Origin of the sequence: Bacillus sp. FJAT-29937 (assembly GCF_001509555.1) — a bacterium.
In the GTDB taxonomy this organism is placed as follows: Bacteria; Bacillota; Bacilli; order Bacillales; family Cytobacillaceae; genus Cytobacillus.
The window spans coordinates 26,177-46,605 of the sequence record NZ_LMAS01000002.1 but is presented as its reverse complement, the minus strand read 5'-3'; the positions used below and the strand labels follow the sequence as shown (position 1 = coordinate 46,605).

16 protein-coding genes are annotated in these 20,429 nt (G+C 40.4%); 4 read left to right on the top strand and 12 right to left on the bottom strand.

The annotated features are described in order from the left end of the window. The first annotated feature begins 6 nt into the window (after positions 1-6). The 4 genes from AR328_RS03955 (at position 7) to AR328_RS03940 (ending at position 5,864) form a co-directional block, all read left to right on the top strand. The gene (locus tag AR328_RS03955) at positions 7-1,044 is read left to right on the top strand and encodes an LCP family protein (RefSeq protein ID WP_066290326.1); all 1,038 of its coding nucleotides are present in this window, start codon (positions 7-9) and stop codon (positions 1,042-1,044) included. A gap of 348 nt (positions 1,045-1,392) precedes the next feature. Further along, on the top strand, positions 1,393-3,681 hold the full coding sequence (locus AR328_RS03950) for an N-acetylmuramoyl-L-alanine amidase (RefSeq protein WP_066290323.1): 2,289 nt from the start codon (positions 1,393-1,395) through the stop codon (positions 3,679-3,681). Between the two features lie 133 nt (positions 3,682-3,814). Beyond that, the gene (locus tag AR328_RS03945) at positions 3,815-4,531 is read left to right on the top strand and encodes an SH3 domain-containing protein (protein ID WP_066290321.1); all 717 of its coding nucleotides are present in this window, start codon (positions 3,815-3,817) and stop codon (positions 4,529-4,531) included. Position 4,532: 1 nt separating this feature from the next. Further along, positions 4,533-5,864 (top strand): SpoIID/LytB domain-containing protein, encoded by a 1,332-nt coding sequence (locus tag AR328_RS03940; RefSeq protein ID WP_066290318.1) that lies wholly within the window; start codon positions 4,533-4,535, stop codon positions 5,862-5,864. A gap of 496 nt (positions 5,865-6,360) precedes the next feature. Here the strand turns inward: AR328_RS03940 and AR328_RS03935 are convergent, their stop codons facing one another. The 12 genes from AR328_RS03935 to AR328_RS03875 form a co-directional block, all read right to left on the bottom strand. Next, positions 6,361-7,602, bottom strand: coding sequence for a glycosyltransferase family 4 protein (locus tag AR328_RS03935; RefSeq protein ID WP_066290312.1), 1,242 nt, complete (start codon positions 7,600-7,602; stop codon positions 6,361-6,363). A 14-nt stretch (positions 7,603-7,616) separates the two neighbouring features. Further along, entirely contained in the window at positions 7,617-8,480 is an 864-nt protein-coding gene (galU, locus tag AR328_RS03930) for a UTP--glucose-1-phosphate uridylyltransferase GalU (RefSeq protein WP_066290309.1), read from the bottom strand. Continuing rightward, positions 8,477-9,559, bottom strand: a complete 1,083-nt coding sequence (locus tag AR328_RS03925) for a glycosyltransferase (protein ID WP_066290302.1) — start codon at positions 9,557-9,559, stop codon at positions 8,477-8,479. The genes galU and AR328_RS03925 overlap by 4 nt, the downstream gene beginning before the upstream one ends. A 35-nt stretch (positions 9,560-9,594) precedes the next feature. Then, positions 9,595-10,701 (bottom strand): glycosyltransferase, encoded by a 1,107-nt coding sequence (locus AR328_RS03920; RefSeq protein ID WP_066290300.1) that lies wholly within the window; start codon positions 10,699-10,701, stop codon positions 9,595-9,597. 11 nt (positions 10,702-10,712) lie between these two features. Next, a complete protein-coding gene (locus AR328_RS03915) occupies positions 10,713-12,095 on the bottom strand; it encodes an O-antigen polymerase (protein ID WP_066290296.1) in 1,383 nt (460 codons plus the stop codon). A 10-nt stretch (positions 12,096-12,105) separates the two neighbouring features. Beyond that, positions 12,106-13,164, bottom strand: coding sequence for a non-hydrolyzing UDP-N-acetylglucosamine 2-epimerase (wecB, locus tag AR328_RS03910; protein WP_066290294.1), 1,059 nt, complete (start codon positions 13,162-13,164; stop codon positions 12,106-12,108). Continuing rightward, positions 13,161-14,753 (bottom strand): asparagine synthase C-terminal domain-containing protein, encoded by a 1,593-nt coding sequence (locus AR328_RS03905; RefSeq protein WP_066290291.1) that lies wholly within the window; start codon positions 14,751-14,753, stop codon positions 13,161-13,163. Before AR328_RS03905 ends, wecB begins: the two co-directional genes overlap by 4 nt. A gap of 19 nt (positions 14,754-14,772) precedes the next feature. Continuing rightward, positions 14,773-16,197, bottom strand: coding sequence for a lipopolysaccharide biosynthesis protein (locus AR328_RS03900; protein WP_066290286.1), 1,425 nt, complete (start codon positions 16,195-16,197; stop codon positions 14,773-14,775). Position 16,198: 1 nt separating this feature from the next. Further along, complete coding sequence (locus AR328_RS03895) at positions 16,199-16,930, bottom strand: acyltransferase (RefSeq protein ID WP_066290282.1); 732 nt, start codon at positions 16,928-16,930, stop codon at positions 16,199-16,201. Positions 16,931-17,212: 282 nt separating this feature from the next. Continuing rightward, a complete protein-coding gene (locus AR328_RS03885) occupies positions 17,213-18,526 on the bottom strand; it encodes a nucleotide sugar dehydrogenase (RefSeq protein ID WP_066290276.1) in 1,314 nt (437 codons plus the stop codon). Between the two features lie 49 nt (positions 18,527-18,575). After that, positions 18,576-19,586: a Gfo/Idh/MocA family protein gene (locus AR328_RS03880; protein ID WP_066290273.1), complete on the bottom strand. Its 1,011-nt coding sequence runs from the start codon at positions 19,584-19,586 to the stop codon at positions 18,576-18,578. Then, positions 19,579-20,418 (bottom strand): hypothetical protein, encoded by an 840-nt coding sequence (locus AR328_RS03875; RefSeq protein ID WP_066290270.1) that lies wholly within the window; start codon positions 20,416-20,418, stop codon positions 19,579-19,581. The genes AR328_RS03880 and AR328_RS03875 overlap by 8 nt, the downstream gene beginning before the upstream one ends. Between the last annotated feature and the right edge of the window lie 11 nt (positions 20,419-20,429).

Here is a 20,429-nt window from a genome sequence, read left to right as displayed (position 1 = left end):
GATAGCATGTCTAAATCTAGGTCAAATAGGCGAAAAAACAAAAAGAAACGCTTTTGGCGAGTTACTGTCCTCCTTTTCCTCCTCCTTCTCTTAGGCGGCGGGTCCTATTTTGCTATTAACGTATTTTACCATGCCAAATTAGCCGGCGATAATATTTATAAAGAAATTGATCGGGATAAAGTAAAAAATCACCGTACAGAAGAAGTAAAGATTACGAAGGATGCTTTTAATATACTTTTACTTGGGATAGAAGAGCAAGGCGGCGGTGCAAGATCTGATGTTGTCATGCTAGTAACAGTCAGTCCGCAAACAGGAGAAGTATCCATGCTCAGCATTCCTCGGGATACTCGAACGATGATTCCAGCAGCAGGTTTCCAGACAAAAATCACGGAATCCTATAGCTATGGCGGTGTAGAGTCCACAATCGAAACAGTTAATCAATTATTGGATGTTCCGATTGATTACTATATCACGACAAATTTCGAAGGCTTTGAAGATATCGTTGACACCCTTGGCGGCGTTCAGGTGAATGTTCCCTTTACATTTAAATCCCAATTAACCGGAAGTTTAAAATGGAAAACTTTCTACGAAGGCCAAATGGACTTAAATGGAAATGAAGCACTTGCCTACGTTAGGATGAGAAAAAAGGATCCTGAAGGTGATAAAGGACGTAATGAAAGACAGAAAGAAGTCATAAAAGCGATCATCGACAAAGGCACCTCTTTCGGAACGATTACAAAAATTGATGATCTATTAGGCGATCTTGGAGAGAATGTGAAAACAAACATCCCTCCATCTCAATTTGCTAGCTTTGTTAAGCTTTATTCCAAACTAAAAACTTCAGAAATTCAAACCCTTGCTTTAAGAGGAACTGATGGGAAATATAATGGGATCTCTTACTTTTTCCCAGAAGATGAATCCATCGAAGAAATTAGCACGATTCTAAATAACACGCTCAACAACACGACTACTAATAACCTGTCGGGAAATCAATCATCCGATTCGAGCGCTTCTGAACAGGCGTCCACTGGTGTAGAATACTAATTTCATTTTTTAAAAGATTACCATCTTAATAGATACTAATTAAAGTTGCCGATGCGGATGCTAAGGCAGCTTTTTTTATGTAAAAACTAAATTGTTGTTGAATTCAGCAGAACTTGTTAGTAATCACCAGCGCCGAGAAATGAAGCCAGCGACATTTATTCTAGGCTGGGAGCAGACGCTCATGAATGTTTTCTGCCTATCAAACAAGCCTATTTTAGCTTTATTTTCCTCCTTACATTTTTTTCATAATTATAAATGCCTAAATTTGCTTTTACGGGTTGGAACATTAGACAAAATTCGCTAGAATAAGGTAGTATCTATTAAATTTTGACAACGGAGGGAAGAAATTTGAAAAAACTCATTGCCTCTTCTGTTCTTGCCACTGCTGCTTTATTCCCTGCCATCGTACAAGCCGAAAATCTTAATACTCCGGCTAATATGTTCGTAGACCAAAATGTTGAGATTAGAAAAGGCGCTACAGCTGCCTATCCTCTAATTACATCTCTTCCTATAGGAAAAAGCGTTACCGTTATTGATGAATTCATCAACTCTGCTGGTGAAACATGGTATCGAGTTGATTTAGGCAGCAAACAAGGATGGGGATTAGCGAGCGGCTTTGCCGAGAATTCTACTAATCAATCTACACTGCTAACAGGAAAAGAAGCAACCATTACAGAGGATCAAGTAAATGTTCGTAAAGGCGCTACAACCACTTATGACGTAGCAGCAAAGCTATCAAAAGGAACGAAGGTAAAAGTGATTGATAGCTTTAAAAATAGCAAAGGGGAATTATGGTACCGAATCGAAGTTGGTTCGATTAAAGGATGGGTCATTCAAAGCTACTTAACCCCGGTGACCGATTCAAAGCCTGCCCCTCCTGCTATAGAAAGCAAGACGGTTCAATCCAAAGCTGCAGTCAGAAAGGGCGCCACTGGATCCTACAGCATTGTTACATACGTTTATCAAAATCAAAAGATCAACATCATTGACACATTTAAAAATGCGGCTGGAGAAACTTGGTATCGTGCAGATTTAGGCACCATTAAAGGCTGGATTCATGAGGATGCCTTTAAGCCTGCTTCCAATTTGCCAAGTCCTCCTGACTCGGAGACTGCCCCTGATGCATCCACCCTCCCAGAGGTTGGCAGCTATGTATTCAGCAGTAAAAACGGAAATGATGTAAGAAAAGGGGCGACTGACTCCTATGCATCTGTAACCAAGCTATCAGCGAACCAAAAGGTTAAAGTCGTTGATCATTTTACACATACGAATGGAACTGCTTGGCTAAGGGTAGAGGTTACCCCAACATTATTAGGCTGGGTCCCGGCTCATACAATCAGTACGACTGAATCACTGAATATTGACTTATATGTAAGTGTGGCAGTAGCCAATTTAAGAAGCGGCCCATCAACAAATGATTCTGTTGTTGATCAAGCGACAATGGGAACTCTGTTAACAGCTATAGATAAGGCATACGACACAAGCGGCAGTCTATGGTACAAAGCCCTCAACAGTTCTAATCAAACAGTCTGGGTGCATGCAACAGTCGTATCTACTAAGCCAACCATTAGTAAAGGGGCTACCCTTGTTGTAGGTGCAAGCAATATTTCTTTACATTCCGGTGCTTCGACCCAATATAAAGTAAAGGAAGTTCTCAAAAAGAGCACTAAAGTGACTGTAGTTGGCGACTTTACGAATTCACTTGGCCAATATTGGCTTCAAATAAAGAGCTCATCTGGAAATACAGGCTGGGTTCAGGAAACACATATTGATTCCCTTCAATTATTAGAGAAAAAGCTTCTTTCTCCTGAAGTGACTAGTTTGGATGGGAATCAATACTTAAACTGGAAAAAGCCTAGTAAATATTCAATCTCTTACTCTACTTTATCGTCCAATCGATTAAAGCTTTCCGGAGGATTAACGGACGTTGATCTGCCAAAAGGAAATATTCCAGGGATTCAATCCGTTGAGACGATTGCGTCCGGCAGTGAAAAATCTGTAATCATCACATTTGAACCAGGGTACTCTTTTACAATCAGAGATTATAACGATAAGTTATCGATCAAAATTGTCCCATTCGGATTGCTTGGCAAGCATATTATCGTAGATGCCGGACATGGCGGAAAAGATGCTGGGGCTGTTGGTCCGACTGGGCTAAAAGAGAAAGATGTAAATTTAGGCACGGCTCTCATCCTCAAGCAGGAACTAGAAGCATATGGTGCCATCGTCACTTTGACTAGGAGCACAGATATCTTTTTAGAGCTGTCACAAAGAACGGATATTGCCAATCGGTCACAGGCGGATGCGTTCATTAGTATTCACGGAGACTCTTTTTCTTCAACATCTAATGGAACGACGACCTATTATAATTCAACCGTTAACTTTAACGGTCCAAGAAGTAAAACACTGGGAACGGCCATTCAGAAAAATATGGTATCCTCTATGAATACGTATAATAGAGGTGTGAAGGAGCAAGTATTCTACGTAAACCGTATGAACGAGCTTCCGAGTGTTCTAGTTGAACTGGCATTCCTATCAAACCCTAAGGAAGAAGCTTTATTAAAAACAACAGAATTCCGCAAAAAAGCAGCTGTTGGAATCACGAAAGGTTTAGAGGAATACTTTAACAACTTCTAAAATCTAGTAATTCTATTTCCTGACAAAAAAATTTATGTTAATCTACTATATGTAAGTGAATTTGGGTATTTTTTATATAATACCCAAATTTTTTTTTATAAAACTATTACATAACATAGGGGGAAAAAAATAAATGAACCGGTCTAAAAAATTAATTGCTGCTGGAGCATTGACACTTAGCATTGGAGCAGGCGCTGTATTGGCAACACCCCAGGCGATGAACGCTTCTAGCAATGTTGTATTAGCCAGTGTGGAATGGGTAACCTCCCAATTAAATCCAATGAAGACAAAAATGACTGAGCTTGAGAATAAGATTAATACACAACAGCTAGAGATTAATAGTTTGAAAGCTCAAGTTGCTCAACTAGGATCAAATCCTGTAACACCACCGCCAACTACGACTCAGCCGCCGGCAAACGGAGAACTTCCATCAACTGTTTATGCAGCCAATGCATCGGTTAATATTCACTCCGGCGCAACGAAAAGCTATAAAGTCATTGCTACAAAAACACAAGGGTCAGCGCTGAAGGTCATTGATCAATTTACATCTTCTACAGGCCTTTGGTATCGTGTTGAGCTTTCCGCTACTGTAAAGGGATGGGTATTTTCAAACGAGGTTTCTGTAACAAAACCGAGCACGAGCGGTCCGACACAGGTCGTTACATTTGGAGATGTTCATCTGCGCAAAGGGGCTACGACTAGCTATGCCGTCATCGAAACACTGAAAAAAGGAACATCATTGAAATATATTTCAACATTTACTAATGCAAAAGGAGAAGTTTGGTACAATGCTGAAACTTCTGCTGGAGTAAAAGGATGGGTATCCGGATCTCTTAGCGAGGTGAAATAAATTGAAGAAATTCATTTCTATCATTGTTAGTTTCCTATTGCTACTAGTCTATCTTCCAACAGACTCAAAAGCATCTGAACTAGTAAATTATCCGAATGAAGTAAATGTATCGGTACATCTGGCAGCCAGTGTTACGCTAACAGCAAATGGCAGTTATCAGTTAAACAACAAAGATACGGCTGAAGTCACAGAAATACCACAAGGCACGGTTCTCATCGTTAAAAAGGACGGTTCAAATGTAAATGTCACTTTCAACGGAACTAGTCTTAATTCTGCAACAGGCTTCAATTTACAGGAAAAAATCAGCACAAGTACCTCTCTTGTCAGAGTCAGCAACAGCACGACATATAGGGGCAGCTTCTTTTTAAAGCCAAATGGAAGCAAGGTAGAAATCATTAACATTCTTGATATGGAAGATTATTTAAAGGGAGTTGTCCCAAGTGAAATGCCTGCCTCCTTTCATAAGGAAGCACTGAAGGCTCAAGCGATATCAGCAAGAAGCTATGCTGCCAACACCTTGATGCTGACAAGCACAGCAGCTAGCCAAGTGTATCGAGGATACTCTGGTGAAGACGCAAGAACAAATGCGGCTATTAAAGAAACAGAAGGAATGCTAGTCAAATATAACGGCAAGCCGATCCAAACATTTTTCTTTTCCACAAGCGGCGGCAGAACGGCAAATGTTGGTGATGTGTGGAACTCGAACCAAGCGCACTTCCCATATCTTGTTTCAGTAGATGATCCATATGAATCATCGCCGTTCAGCAACTGGACAGAAACATTCCCTGCCGAAACTCTGCTGAAAACTTTTGGATTCACAGATCTTTCAGCACAGATTTATGACATAGTGTTATCAAAAACAGGTGCTAACGGAGAGGTAAAAGGCATGACGATTAAAACCTCTGCAGGGGATAAAACAGTAACAGGAAATGAATCGATTATTCGAAACTATTTCCCACTGAACAACCCGCAGCTGTATAATAAATTGCAATCCAACTGGTTCGACATTCAGCTGAATGGTGGCTCGGCTTCACAAAATCTTTCTGTACAGACTTCTAGCGGAACTACTGCTATTGGAGATTTGAAAGGGCAAAAAGTGCAAACTGCGAATGGCGAAGTCACGCTGACGGATTCAAAGGTTTCTATTCAAACTGCTAATGGTGTTGTAACGAATGAAGGAACCGGAAACATTACAACCGTTACCCTAAACGGAAAAGGCTGGGGCCACCGCGTCGGCATGAGCCAATATGGTGCAAAGGGATTTGCGGAAAAAGGCTGGACAGCCGAGCAAATTCTTACTCATTACTTCCAGGGGACAACGGTGTCTAGGTAAATTTCACTTTAGGTCGTCCATTTCGCTCACTATGAACTTGTCATAGTGAGCGTTTTTACTTTGGGGCGGGCTTTTTGAGCACTATGAACCCTTCATAGTGAGCGTTTTTACCTTGGGCCAGCCTTTTCGAGCACTATGAACTCGTCATAGTGCGCGTTTTTACCTTGACCCATCATTTTCGAGCACTATGAACCCGTCATAGTACGCGTTTTTACCTTGACCCATCATTTTCGAACACTATGAACTCGTCATAGTGAGCGTTTTTACTTTGGGTCGCCCTTTTCGAGCACTATGAACATGTCATAGTGAGCGTTTTCATCTTGAGCCACCATTTTCGAGCACTATGAACTCGTCATAGTGAGCGTTTTTACCTTGGGCCCACCTTTTCGAGCACTATGAACTCGTCATAGTGCGCGTTTTCATCTTGTGCCAGCCTTTTCGAGCACTATGAACCCACCATGGACCATTTAACAAAACAAAAGCCAATTCCCCACACTCAGGAATTGGCTTTTGCTTTTCGCTTCATATCAATATTGTCTAGAATATCATCTACAATGCTCTTCCATGAATACTGTTCGATAGCAAGCTTGCGTCCATTTTCACTCATGGCTTGATACTCATCATCAGTTACTTTCATTAACTCTTCAATGGCAGCCGCAATTCCCTCTGGATTTTCCGGCGGCGCAATTTTACCACAGTGATATTCTTCCAAAATAGCCGCACTTTCGCCATCCCCACAGTATAAAACGGGTTTCCCTGAAGAAATGGCAGGAAAAATCTTCGATGGCCTTGCCCCTTTAAACAGTTCAATATTTCTCAACGAAACAATACTATAATCACAAATCGAGAACATCCTTGGCATTTCCGATACAGGAACGGATCCGTAGAATGTCACATTATCAAGCTGGAATTCCTCTTTCATGTTCACCAGCTTCTCGCGCTCCTGACCATCACCAACGAAGAGAAAATGCACATCTGGAAGCTTGTCCTTTAATATAAGAGCTGCCCCCAATACGGAATCTAATCCTTGGGCATAACCCAAAGCTCCAGCGTACATAAATACCTTTTTCCCCTGAATGCCTATTTTCTCCAAAAGCTCATGGTCTTTCGGAAGTGGCAAAAAGGTATCCGTATTCACACCATTCGGAAGAAGAAACACATCTGCCTCATCCTTCCCCTTTCGAACCATATAATCCTTAATGCCATCAGTAGCAGTCGCGATTTTCCACGACTTCTTATACAAGAACCTTTCAAGGACCTCCGCTAGCCGGATAAAGCTTTTATTTTTCAAAATGCCAAGCTCCACCGCTGATTCCGGCCAAATATCTGCAACGTTGAAAACAAACTTAGCCCGCTTCATTTTCGCACCGAGATAACCCGTAATCCCAAGAAATAACGGCGGGGAATTACAGATGATCACATCGGTTGGCTTGGATTTCATAATGGAATAAAAGGCACTAAAGGTGAAGGAAAAATAAGAAGCAAGCCGCTTCCAAAAGCTTCCCTTTGGAGATGGGTAAATCCAAGAACGATGAACAGGGATCCCATCCCACTTTTCAAACATATAAAACTTTCCTCGATATTCCTCTGGAATGATTCCGTGAGGGTGATGAGGAAATGCGGTAATCACTTCCACCTGATGTCCTCTGCTAATAAGCTCTTTACTCACTTCGTACACACGAATTTGCGGAGCACCTGTTTCAGGGGGAAAATGCTGACATAAGTAAATCACTCTCATTTTCCCATCTCCAATTAGTTCACATTTAACTGTTTAATATACGCTTCCAGCTTATCTTTAAGATCTGGACGCTTTAAAGCATAATCAATTGATGCCTGTAAGAAACCAAATTTATCCCCAACATCATATCGCTTCCCTTGAAGAATATAGGAGTAAATCGATTCTTTTCCTAATAAACGATCAATCGCATCTGTAAGCTGGATTTCACCTTTTTTATCAGGGGCAACCTCTTCAAGCAATTCAAAAATCGCCGGCGATAAAATATAGCGCCCAACAATCGCTTGTGTGGACGGAGCCTCTTCAATCGAAGGTTTTTCAACAAGGCTTTCCACCTTGTATAGATCCCCGTTTTTCTCTGAGTAATTCACGATTCCATACTTATTAACCTCAGAACGCGGAACCTCATTACAGCCCAATATGCTTGATTGAACTTCATTATATTGATTAATCATTTGTTTAAGAGCAGGAACCTCACTATCTACGATATCATCACCCAACAATACCGCAAAAGGCTCGTTTCCGATAAACTTCTTCGCACATAACACAGCATGTCCTAAGCCAAGCGGCTCTTTTTGTCGAACATAATGAATATCAACAAGATTGGAGATATTCTCAACCACTTCGAGCATATCATGCTTGCCTGTTCTTTCAAGAAGCATTTCTAACTCAACGGATTTATCAAAATGGTCCTCAATCGCCCTTTTGCTTCTTCCCGTTACGATAATAATATCCTCAATCCCTGATTCAACAGCCTCTTCAATAATATATTGAATCGTTGGTTTATCAACGATTGGAAGCATTTCCTTCGGCTGTGCTTTTGTTGCCGGCAAAAATCTAGTCCCCAACCCTGCAGCAGGAATTACCGCCTTTTTAATCATGATTTCATCCCCTCTTTCAAGGTTTTTTCATATAGGTCTAGCATTCCATTTGCATTATCTACCCAATTATAATGGGCTTTCACATGCTCGATTCCTGCTAGACCCATTTCTCTGCTCTTTTCTTTATTTTCAACTAAAGAAAGGATGGCTTTGGCTAACTCTTTCGGATTTTCCTTCGGTACAACGTATCCAGTCTTGCCTTCAACAACAACTTCTGGCAATCCGCCAACATTAGAAACGACAACAGGTACACCGCACGCCATCGATTCGACTGCAGCGACACCGAAGCTCTCACTATCTTCTGTTGAAGGGACAGCAAATACATCCATTTTATTGATATATTCCGGAACCTTGTCATTTGGAACTCGTCCAGTAAAAGTAGTGACATCTTCAATTTTCAAAGCGCGGGTTAATTGGATATATTCATCCTTCTGACGTCCATCCCCTACAATAAGCAGCCTGGCATTGCTTTTACTCTTATGGATGTCTGCAAAGGCATGAATTAAATCCGCAATTCCGTATTTATCTTCGAGTGCCTTAACCGTTCCAATCGTAATATGATCCTCAGATTTTAAACCTGGCAGAGGCTTGAACTTCGCCATATCTACTCCAAATGGTGTAACAAAAATGTTTTTATCCGTATACTTATTCGTTTCTTTAGCCATGATATGACTTGTAGAACCAATCACATCGGTTTTCGACAAAGTATATTCAACCATTTTCCGATTTAAACTGCCCTGCTGCGGAAACTGAAAAACATCTCTTCCCCAGACAGACAAATAAAAAGGCTTATAATTCGCAAGCGCTCCGACAAAGCCATAACTTGAGGCGTAATGAGCATGGAAAATATCAGGCTTAAATTGTTTTAGCACCTTCTTAAGGGCAAAAACGCTTGAAAAATAAGATAGCTTCCCAGGTAAAAGCTTAGGAAGTGTAGTCGTATCAATTTCCTTCGCATTTTCCTCAGAATAATGGTCCGCAAAGGTAACAACCTTAACGTCTATCCCGTTATTTTTGTAAAATAAGGCCCACTTATGCGTGTGGATCGACCTGCTTGGAGCCAAAATTAATACTTTCATAAATCCTCCTGTACATGCGCTTTAGCGCCTCGAAACTACTCTTTTACTAAGGCATTCTTAATTTTTTCCACCCTGGCGGTCCATGAATGCTTTTGCAAAAAGGTTTTTTGAATGTTTTCACGATATCCTGAAGCTTTGAAAGCCATCTCTTTAATGGCTCTTGCCATATCCTCAGGCTTATCCTCGCAAATAATTCCATATCCGTCTGACTCTATTATCTCTCTTTGCGCCTGACAATATGTGGCGACCACGGGCAGTTCATTAGAGAGATACTCAACAAGCTTCACAGGAACAGAGAAATCATTGTACGTGCTGCGGTATCTAGGAATATAGGCAAAGTCCATTTCACGATAGAGATCATTTAATGCTTCGCCGCTTACATGCTTGATCGCAACATTCATCTCTTTTAAACGATTCTTCTTCTCATCAGGTAACTGCCTGTATTCATCCTCACGGCAAACAATCGTCAATTTAGAAACCTTTTTCTGCTTGTTTGCCAGTTCTAATGCATCCAGCAGCAAAAATAAACCGTAATCTTCATTATTAATCCCGCCGACATAAAGACCCTGCGCGAGCTGAGTATCCTTTTCCTTCTTCACGACGTCCACTTTTTTGCCGCCCGGCGGAAGAGAAATCTTCTCTCTTTGAATATCAACATACGTCCCCATCGCATCGCTAGGAAGGAAAATAACTTGGCAATACTTGTTGTAAAACCTTTCCTCCATCCGATAAATGGTTTGCATGATCGTCTTTTTTACACCTTTTAACGGATAAAGCTCGTCAAACTTCCAATATACATCACGATAGAAAACGCCAACAGGCACTTGACGCTGCTTTAAATAACTCATCACCTTTTTATCAATGAATGGCTTCTTCGGAATATGACCTTTATCAGTCAGCCAGAAAGGAATCGTTTGATTTTCCATATAGCAAAACCAAACATGTTCAAGCTTCCCTTCTGCCTTCCATTGTTCAAAAAGGGCTTCCCGGGCAGAAGAATTTCCTGACAGAAGTAGAATTTCTATGTTCTCCTTCGCTCCCCATTCCTGAAACGCCTTATACATTTCCTTAGGTCGAAGCTTGGAACCGCTATTCGCATTTTCAGCTATTTCAAAAGGATAATAAAGCAAAACTGATTTCATATATGTTCTCCTTATCGTTCGTTGCCTGCAGCTTTTCTTTTTCCTAGATAAGCGAACAAATCCAAACGAAGTCTAATAAACAATAGCATTCCCGCGAATAAGCAAGTGATGAAAATCCAAATGGGATTGAATAGGAAATCCGTAAATCCACCTACTAATGTCCGCGGAATATTAATGGAAAAATAAATAAACAGGCATAAAAACACAGGGTTTTTTGGCAGTCTGATAAAAATAATATAGATAAGCTGAACGAGAACCCCTACGTAAATCGTGCCTAGGATAATTCCTAAATAGCCGAAATTCGCATAGGCTTCAGCAATAAATAACGTATTCAGCACGCCGCCCGTCCCATCTTCAATTCGGTTCGGGAACGCATTCGCCATCACTAATCTTGCAGAACGGACCTGCTCCATATCAAACCATCCGATTAGAATCGATGGTAAACTTCTGCCATTCAAAAATGGGATTGATTCGCCAAACAGATTTAAATGCAGATAAGTAGGCGAAATTTGCGCTAGAATTATTCTTCCGATCGGTCCGGATGAATAGTTAAGAAAACTGCCTAAATCTTTTACACCTTGGATAAAAACATACATAACAACAATAACTGCTGCTCCACTAATCGTGTATCCCACAATTTTCTGCCACTTTAATACCAATTTGCCAACATACAGTCTGACAAATATAAACATAATGATGTAGAAAATAATCGGCGATTTCGATAGATCATATACGCTAATCACCAATGCACTGACAAAAAGGGCGAAGAATAAAAAGATCCATTTCAAACGCCCTGTTTTTACCGCATATACATACGCAATTAACGATAGCAGCGGTGTCAAAGCAATCGCGAAAATATTTCTGATTAATACATTTCCGCCAAAATTCCTTGCTGCTTCAATCCGCTGCAACCCTAATTCCGAAAGATTCCCTTTTAAAAGGGAGAAAATCGGCACTTGATGAGTTTTTAAAAGCGTATAGGCAACGGCAAGCATACAAACCAAAGAGAGGCCAAGAAATAACAAGTAAAATTCATTCTTTTCACTAAACGTTTTTTCAATTGGTTTTTTCAAATACTCATTGAATTCCTTTTTCGCATCAAATCCAGCAAGTTTGCTGACAAGAAACATCGTAAGCGGCAGCATAATCATGACAAAGGATACCGCTCCGAAGCCGATATAGCGATAAACATCGTGATCAAGCTTGTTAATCATATAATAATGATCGATGTCTAAGGCTATCAGCAAGCTTCCGATATAGCAGGAAACAAACAACGAGTAATAAAAGATTAATGAATTTAAATTGGGTTTCGTAAAAGAAAGGCTTCCGGACACGCTAGAAAATAGCTTGATGGAAACAATTAAGACGATCACCCAGATAATGAAAGCCAACATTCGTCAGCACCTACTTTTTGTTAAGAAGTTCAACAATTTTTTCTGAAGCTTGGCCATCACCGAATACTTCTTTATATTCAGGGTGAACCTCTTTTTGAACGGCTGCTAAGATTTTTTCCGTATCTGTGCCTGTAAGGATATTCGCTTCCCCAGTCAATGTCTCCACCCATTCCGTTTGCTCACGGATTGTCACACAAGGCACTTGCATGAAATAGGCTTCCTTCTGAACGCCGCCAGAATCGGTTACAATTTTCTTCGCATTGGCTTCTAATGTCAGCATATCTAAATAGCCAACAGGATCAATGACTTTTAAGTTTGGAACATCTTCAAGATTTAAACCATAGTCAGCCAATTTATGCTTTGTTCTCGGATGGATTGGCCAAACTTTAACTTCTTCAATTTTTGAAAAAGCTTCTAAAATATTTTTCATATTTTGCAGATCATCCGTGTTTTCCGCTCTATGAATCGTAATTAAATGGTAATTTTTTGAAGTTAACCCAGCTTCTTCAAGGATATTTGATTTTTCCTTCGCAAGCTCACGGTTATAAAGAACAGCATCGTACATCACATCCCCGATGTTAAACACATTGCGGGTAATATTTTCGTTTGTTAAATTTTCAACCGCTGTATCTGTTGGGCAGAATAGGAATTCTGAAACATGATCTGTCATGATACGGTTAATTTCTTCCGGCATTTTCTTGTTAAAGCTTCTTAATCCAGCTTCAATATGAACAACAGGAACGTGCAATTTAGCAGCCACAAGTGCGCCCGCTAGCGTAGAGTTCGTATCTCCATAAACCAATAAATAATCTGGCTTCTCGCTTAATACGATTTCTTCAATTTTCGCAAGCATTTCACCTGTTTGCTTGCCATGGTTACCAGATCCGACACCAAGATGATAATCCGGCTTTGGAATATGAAGCTCTTCGAAGAAAATATCAGACATATTTGCATCATAGTGCTGACCTGTATGAATGATTTTCTCATCCATATGCTGTCTTAAAACCCTTGATACCGGTGCTGCTTTAATAAATTGTGGCCTTGCGCCAAGAATCGTTAGTATTTTCATTTAAATTCACCTTTCAAGCTTTGAATATAGTCTTTTGCTAAAAATGAATTAATATTATAAGGCTGTGAATATTTGTCTCCATTATGTTTGAAAGACAAAGCCATCACGTACTCAGGATAGGTCTTATAAATCCCATACCATTCCATAGGCTCGGTATAGTACTGCTGGTAAAGCTTTTTCTTGTTATAGAGCTTTTTCGCCGTATGATAGAAGACACCATATTTCTGTTTTAAAGAAGTCTCCTTCCCAGCTGGCTTTACAGGCTCAGGGAAATAATCCGGATACATTTTGTTCAATGTATAATCATATAAGTACTTCTTGAAGCGATATTCAACAGGAACTGTTTTGAAAAACTCCATTAACCGGTCATCCCATAACGGAATATCCCATCCCTTTTCATAAAACTCATATACGCGAATAGAGTTGATAATGAACTTTGCCTGCCGCTCTCGCCAGTCCCAGTATTCAAAGAGGGCGCTTGCTTGTTCGTTTGTTTGATGAGGGAGGTCTTTAAATGACCTTTTCATTTCAATTATCACGTCTGCGGCAGATGAGTGCAGCCATTGTCCCATTTCCCATAGCTTATGATGCTTATTAAAATTAAACTGGACAATATCGTCAGCAGTAAATTCACGATCGACCGTGATTTCATAGGCTAAGTGACTGCCTGCTACAAAGTCGCCGGAATGTCCTGGAATGAAGACATAATCTGCATCTTGCTTCGTAACGATCTCCCTTACCGCCGGCCAATCCTGAAGATGGGCCATAGACGAGCCATTCACAGCAAAATCAACATAGTCCTTCCATTCCTGAGAATGATACCATCGATGCCAATCATCCTTTTTGTACTCAATAAAGTCCCATTTCAACCCAAGTCGTTGGGCGATCTCACGGCTTACCTGCGCTTCTTTATTTTCCCTTTTCCCATATGTGAAGGAAGCGATATGTTCAATCCCATATTCCTTCAGCAGAATGGCAATAATCCGCGAATCATATCCACCGCTCAATGGCAAAATCGGAACTTTATTAATCAAACGTTTAATTAAATCATTAAATACCGCATGGAAGACGGCCTGAAGCTCCTCACTGAATTGCTCAAGCTCCTTATTTTCTGGATGGTGGTAAAATTGGTAGTACTCCTTATTATCAACTGTTCCCGCTTCATCGATTTGAATAGAAGAGCCGGCTTCAATTTGGTATACCCCTTCATAAAGCGTTTTTTCATTCGCGGTAAACCCTGTAAGAAGGAATTCTTTTGCAGCGGTCTTCTGGAGAATCCGATCTTGCTGGTGTGCAATTTTATCTGTCACAATCCAGCGGGATCCCTCTTTATAGTAGAATAGCGGAATACTGCGCTTCCGGTCGACAATCGCTGTTAATCTGTTGGGGCCAGCTTGAATAAATACAAACTCCCCGATTAAATCCTGTAAATGTTTTTCAAAGAAATTTTCCTCAAGGATATCTTGAATATTATCCTGATGATAATACTTCCCCTGATAAATCACATAGCCGCCAAAATAGACTTGGCCAAAGGAAACGGGAATTTCTTTTATGAGCCTGTTATTGGAAATTCTAACTTCATAGAACAAACGGATCACCTATTTTACGTTAAATTGCCCTTGATCTTTTCTTCAATAAATCTTTGTCCACCCGCGATAACAGGATGGCAACGATAAATCCAAGCCAAGCAAAAATAATATTGAGATCAGGGATGCTGCTCTCTTGAATATAGACAATTGCGATCACAGCTAATAAAGAGGTTATGAATAAAAAAGTCATTTTGCCAAATGAAACAGGCACATGGTATAGCTTTTGGCTTTTAAAGAAAATATACGTAATGGCCACGAGATAGGAAATCAAATAAGCCGCAACGCTTCCCCAAATCGAATACGATGGGATTAACACGATGTTTAAAATAATATTTACAACGGCGGCCATTCCAAACGCATAAGAAATAATCTTCGTTTGCTTCGTAAAGAAAATACCAACTGAAATGATCATATAGAAAAAATTCAGGAAAGTAACAGCCGACAAAATGGCTACATACTGGTAAGCCTCATGGTATTCGCTGCTTAACATCCGAATAATCCACGGCATAAGTGTGGCAACCATTAGAACACCCATCGTTCCTACTAACAGGATACCATAGTAGAGCTTTGCAAATAAAACGGGACTGTCCTTTTTGTCCTTTAGCGACATGGAAAAAGGACGCCAAGCCATTTGCACACCACTAGTCAGCAGCGTAATTAATGAGGCAAACTTAACCGCTGACCCGTAAATGCCCACCTCGTGAAAAGAAGTAAACTTCTCTAATAGAAGTGAATTCGCATTGACGATCACCCAGAATGCGAGGGATGCAGGAACGAGCGGTGCCGCATAGATTAAGATTTCTTTTAAAAGCTGTTTATTAAAGGTAAATTTAATGAATTTTAATAAAGGCTTGATTAACAACACGGCAACGATGGCTACACTGACCAGTCGCCCATATAATATCCCATCAATTGTAGGGCTGACATAAGCTAAAAATCCGTAAGAAAAGACGGCAATTAAAAGCATTTTCAATATCGTAAAAGTAACAACCTTTTTTGTAAAAAAGTCATACCGAAGAACCGTTAAGATTAAGGCGATGACTGTATCCAAGGCCATAACCCCAATGGCAATATAGAGCAAATAATAGAGGTTGGCATCATCTAATAGCAGTTGAGCCAGCCACCCGCCGCAGATAAGAAAGACGATCGCAATAATAAGAACAATCAGCAGTCTAAAGGTCATGACAGATCTGACATAATCAAGCTTCTTCTTTTTATCCTTCGATTCGAAGTAGTAAAAAGCGAGTGCCGAATCGGTGCCAAAGATGACTAGGAAGGTAAGCATCGAGGTAATCCGATCCAAGTAATCTATTACCCCATATTCCGCGGGGTTAAGAAAGGTGGTGTAAATAGGAAGCATGATAAAGGCGATCAGCTTCGTACCAACGTTCATAAATGCGTAAAGGAGCGAATCCGCTCCTAAACGCTTAATTTGGGCGAACACCCTATAACAGCTCCCGCTCGTCTACCATTTTGGTGAATTTAGCAGGAACCCCTTTAATTAATGTCTTCGGCTCTGTATCCTTCGTTACTAATGCACCTGCAGCCACAAATGTTTCTTCCTCTATAGTGATTCCAGGAAGGATAATGGAAGCACCGCCAACGCGAGCTCCTTTTTTTACATGGGCGCCTTTGATTTTATCAAAACGCTCTTCCGTTCTGCCCATATAGTTATCATTAGTCGTTGTCACACATGGAGCAATGAATACTTGCTCTTCAAGAGTCGTGTACGCCGTAATATAAGAGTTAGATTGGATTTTTGTCCGGTCGCCGATTTTTACGTAATTCTCAACAGTTACGCCTCTGCCAACAATGACAAAGTTGCCGATTTCCACATTTTCTCTCACGCTTGCAAGGTCCGCAATCAGCGTGCTTGAACCAATTTTGGCGCCGCGATAGATGACGCAATTCGCTCCAATTGTCACTTCTTCCCCGATTTCAAGTGCCGGGATTGAAGCAGAAAGCTTAACCGTGCTAGTCTTAGCAGGCTTTGGCGGCTTCCCAACAACTGCTCCATCAGCAATAGTCGTGTTGTCGCCAATGATTGTCCCTTCGTGAATCGTTACACGGTTACCGATGATGACATCTTTACCGATTTTCACATCTTTTTCGATTACTGAAAAATGTCCAACTTGGACGGATGGATCTACTTGAGCGGAAGGATCAATATAATTCATATTCGAAAGTCTCCCTTTACCTTTTAATATAGAGTGGCAGTTATATTAGCCGTTTTATGGAGTTGAGCCGAAATTTTTTAATGGATATCAGTATTTTTTAATTGGCTAATAAACTGTTGGATTTGGCTGACAAATCGTTAAAATTGGCTGATAAACAACTGAATTTGGCTGACAAATCGCAAAAATTGGCTGACAAACCGCTATATCTGGCTGATAAAGTTAAAATACCAACTTATACTTCACTATATCAAGTCGATAAACCAGCCAATTCAGCTAAAAAAATTACAATTTAATATATTTATTCGGTTTTTCAATGCCTTTTAATGCATTACGCGTATCAAAAATGACTTTGCTCTCTTGTGCAATCATGTTGTAGTCGAAATCTGTGTGATCAGTTGTAACCAATACGAGGTCTGCATCATTTAGCAGCTCTTTAGACAGCTCGACTGTTTCAACTTGCTGGTCACATGATCTGAATGATTTTACATATGGATCAACCACTGTGTAATCAGCGCCATGGTGCTCTAAGAGCTCAACAATTTTAAGAACTGGTGATTCACGAACATCGTCAATGTCCTTTTTGTAAGCTACACCAAGAACAGCAATTTTCGCGCCGCGAAGGGCTTTGCCGTCTTCGTTTAATACTTGCATAGAACGCGTAATCACGTATTCCGGCATGCTGTTATTAATTTCGCCTGCAAGCTCGATTAATTTTGTGTGGTAATTATATTCGCGCGCTTTCCATGTTAAATAGAATGGGTCGATTGGGATACAGTGGCCACCTAGACCTGGGCCTGGGTAGAATGCCATGAATCCATAAGGCTTTGTTTTAGCCGCATCAATAACTTCCCAAACATCGATGCCCATTTTATCGCATAAAATGGCCATTTCATTCGCTAAGGCAATGTTAATGTGACGGAACGTGTTTTCAAAGATTTTCTCCATTTCAGCAACAGCTGGAGAAGATACTTCGTGTACGTCCCCTTCAAGGACATTGCGGTAAAGGGCAGCTGCCACTTTCGTACAATTCTCAGTAATACCGCCAACAACCTTTGGTGTATTCTTCGTTTTAAATTGCTTGTTACCTGGGTCAACACGCTCTGGTGAATACGCAACAAACACGGTTTCTCCCACTTTAAAGCCTTTTTCTTCAAGGGCTGGCTTTACAATTTCCTCAGTTGTTCCTGGGTAAGTTGTGGACTCTAATACAACAAGCATGCCTTCATGTGCATATTTCGCAATCTCTTTAGATGAGCTTTTCACATAAGAAGTATCCGGCTGCTGATAAATATCAAGCGGTGTTGGCACGCAAATCGCTACAGCATCCACCTCTTGAATTCGAGCATAATCAGTAGTGGCTTCCAAATGACCGTTCTTGATCATATCCGCTAAATCTTGATCCACAACGTCTCCAATATAGTTAATTCCCATATTTACTTGCTCGACACGTGCTGCCTGCACATCAAAGCCAATTACTTTATAGCCGGCTTTTGCTTTTTCAACTGCTAGCGGCAGACCAACATAACCTAGGCCTACGACTCCAATGACCGCTTCTTTTTTTTCAATTTTATTTAATAATGATGTATATACGTCCATCTTTATTTCTCCTTTTAGAGCAGATTACGGGCAGCTGAACTGCCACTTATTATAGAACGACTTTTTTCCCTGTTTCGGCTGATTCTAAAATGGCCAGTATCAATTTTACAGGAGCGAGACCGTCTTCGCCAGTTACAATTGGATTACGGTTTTCTTTCACAGCTAGCACCATATCTTCGATGATGCATTGGTGACCTGGCTTCCCAAATGGATCTGCTTTGATTTCATTTTTTAGTTTGTCCGCATCCTCTTCGGATACACCTTCAATGTCCCACGTTTCAATGAAATTAGCATTTCGTCCGCTAATTTTCACAGATGCAGTTTCACCGAAAATGGCAAGGGATTCTTCCAAGTTCTTCGGATAAATGGTTGTCGCCGCTTCAATAACGCCTAGTGCGCCATTTTTAAATTGGACAACAGCTGCCGCAACGTCTTCTGTCTCGATTTTTCGCAGACGGGTTGCTGCCATAGCCTGAACAGATTCAACTGGCCCCATTAGCCATAGCATTAAATCAAGATCATGAATAGCCTGGTTCATTAGAACGCCGCCATCGAATTCCTTCGTTCCTCTCCATTCAGCCTGATCATAATAAGCTTGATTACGATTCCAGCGCACAGTTGCATTCGCATGGCTTAATTTCCCAAAGGCACCTGCATCCATTTGCTCTCTTAGCTTCTGAATTGCTGGTCTGAAACGGTTTGGATGAACGACAGCCAGCTTCACACCGTGGTCATTCGCATATTGAATCATATCTTCAGCATCCTGAAGCTTTAATGACATCGGCTTTTCTACAATAATATGTCTTCCGTTTTCTGCAACAATTTTCGTCAAACGAGCGTGCAGGCCGGACGGTACACAAATATTGACTACATGAATTTCCGGGTTTTCTTCGAGCATTTTTTGAAGATCTGTATATTTTTTCACATTCGGAAAATCCATTTCCAAACGTGCTGGATTTGTATCACAAATGGCAAATAAATTTGCATTCTCCGCCTTTTCAATGGCCTCAATATGTTTATTTGCTATATGCCCCATTCCTACGATGGCAAAATTAATCATGGCTGTAATTCCTCCGGGCTTCATTAATATAGTTCCAAAGCATAAGGATTAAGAAAGTCGCAAATACTCCTAAAATTAGACCTGCTAATGAAAACTCTAATTTATAGGTGTCCACTTCATTCACATTTTGACTTACAATGGAAGGCGGCTCGAAAAATTCTAAATCACCTTTCATTTTTGAAATAGAAGTTGCAGTTGAAGCCATTTCAAATTCTGTGTATTCAAGTAGACTAGTAATATGTGATGTTTCTTCAATTGTGAGGTTATTGCTTTCTAATTTCGCGCTGCTTGATGCTAATACACCTTCTTCAAGTGCATCATACTTTCTTTGATTAAGCGCTATAGCATCCTCTGTTGCTTTATATCTTCGGTCAAAACTATCTACAAGCGCCCATTCAACACCCGCCGTCATCTTTTGAAGATCCTGCTCCAGGCGTTCTTTGTTATCATCGTAAATTTTTATTTTAATATAGCTTTCACTTGATACATAAATATCCATAACCCCATGGACATCTTTGCCATAATCAGCCTCAATACTGATCGGATTCGTTAATGCCTTTAATTTTATCGATCCCGTAAAAACCGTTGCATTCCCTACATATTTTCCGTCTTTAGGAACTAAATATGAGCCTCCAAATCCTAATAGGGTAAAAATCAGCGGAATAATCAAAAAGAAAGCTTTCTTTTTCCAAAAGAATACGAGGTATTCATATAATACAAATCTTTTCTGTTCTGCCAACAGGACCACCATTCCTTTTAAAAATAATAAATATTCTTCGATTCCCGTGTGTTGCTTTTTTCTATAATCGGGAATTGCCTTCCTTACACGCAAGTAAAGAAACG

Coding starts and splice junctions, on each gene's coding strand:
- AR328_RS03955 (WP_066290326.1), top strand. CDS start 7: ATGTCTAAATCTAGGTCAAATAGGCGAAAAAACAAAAAGAAACGCTTT.
- AR328_RS03945 (WP_066290321.1), top strand. CDS start 3,815: ATGAACCGGTCTAAAAAATTAATTGCTGCTGGAGCATTGACACTTAGC.
- AR328_RS03935 (WP_066290312.1), bottom strand. CDS start 7,602: ATGAGAGTGATTTACTTATGTCAGCATTTTCCCCCTGAAACAGGTGCT.
- galU (WP_066290309.1), bottom strand. CDS start 8,480: ATGATTAAAAAGGCGGTAATTCCTGCTGCAGGGTTGGGGACTAGATTT.
- AR328_RS03925 (WP_066290302.1), bottom strand. CDS start 9,559: ATGAAAGTATTAATTTTGGCTCCAAGCAGGTCGATCCACACGCATAAG.
- AR328_RS03920 (WP_066290300.1), bottom strand. CDS start 10,701: ATGAAATCAGTTTTGCTTTATTATCCTTTTGAAATAGCTGAAAATGCG.
- AR328_RS03915 (WP_066290296.1), bottom strand. CDS start 12,095: ATGTTGGCTTTCATTATCTGGGTGATCGTCTTAATTGTTTCCATCAAG.
- wecB (WP_066290294.1), bottom strand. CDS start 13,164: ATGAAAATACTAACGATTCTTGGCGCAAGGCCACAATTTATTAAAGCA.
- AR328_RS03895 (WP_066290282.1), bottom strand. CDS start 16,930: ATGAATTATATTGATCCTTCCGCTCAAGTAGATCCATCCGTCCAAGTT.
- AR328_RS03885 (WP_066290276.1), bottom strand. CDS start 18,526: ATGGACGTATATACATCATTATTAAATAAAATTGAAAAAAAAGAAGCG.
- AR328_RS03880 (WP_066290273.1), bottom strand. CDS start 19,586: ATGATTAATTTTGCCATCGTAGGAATGGGGCATATAGCAAATAAACAT.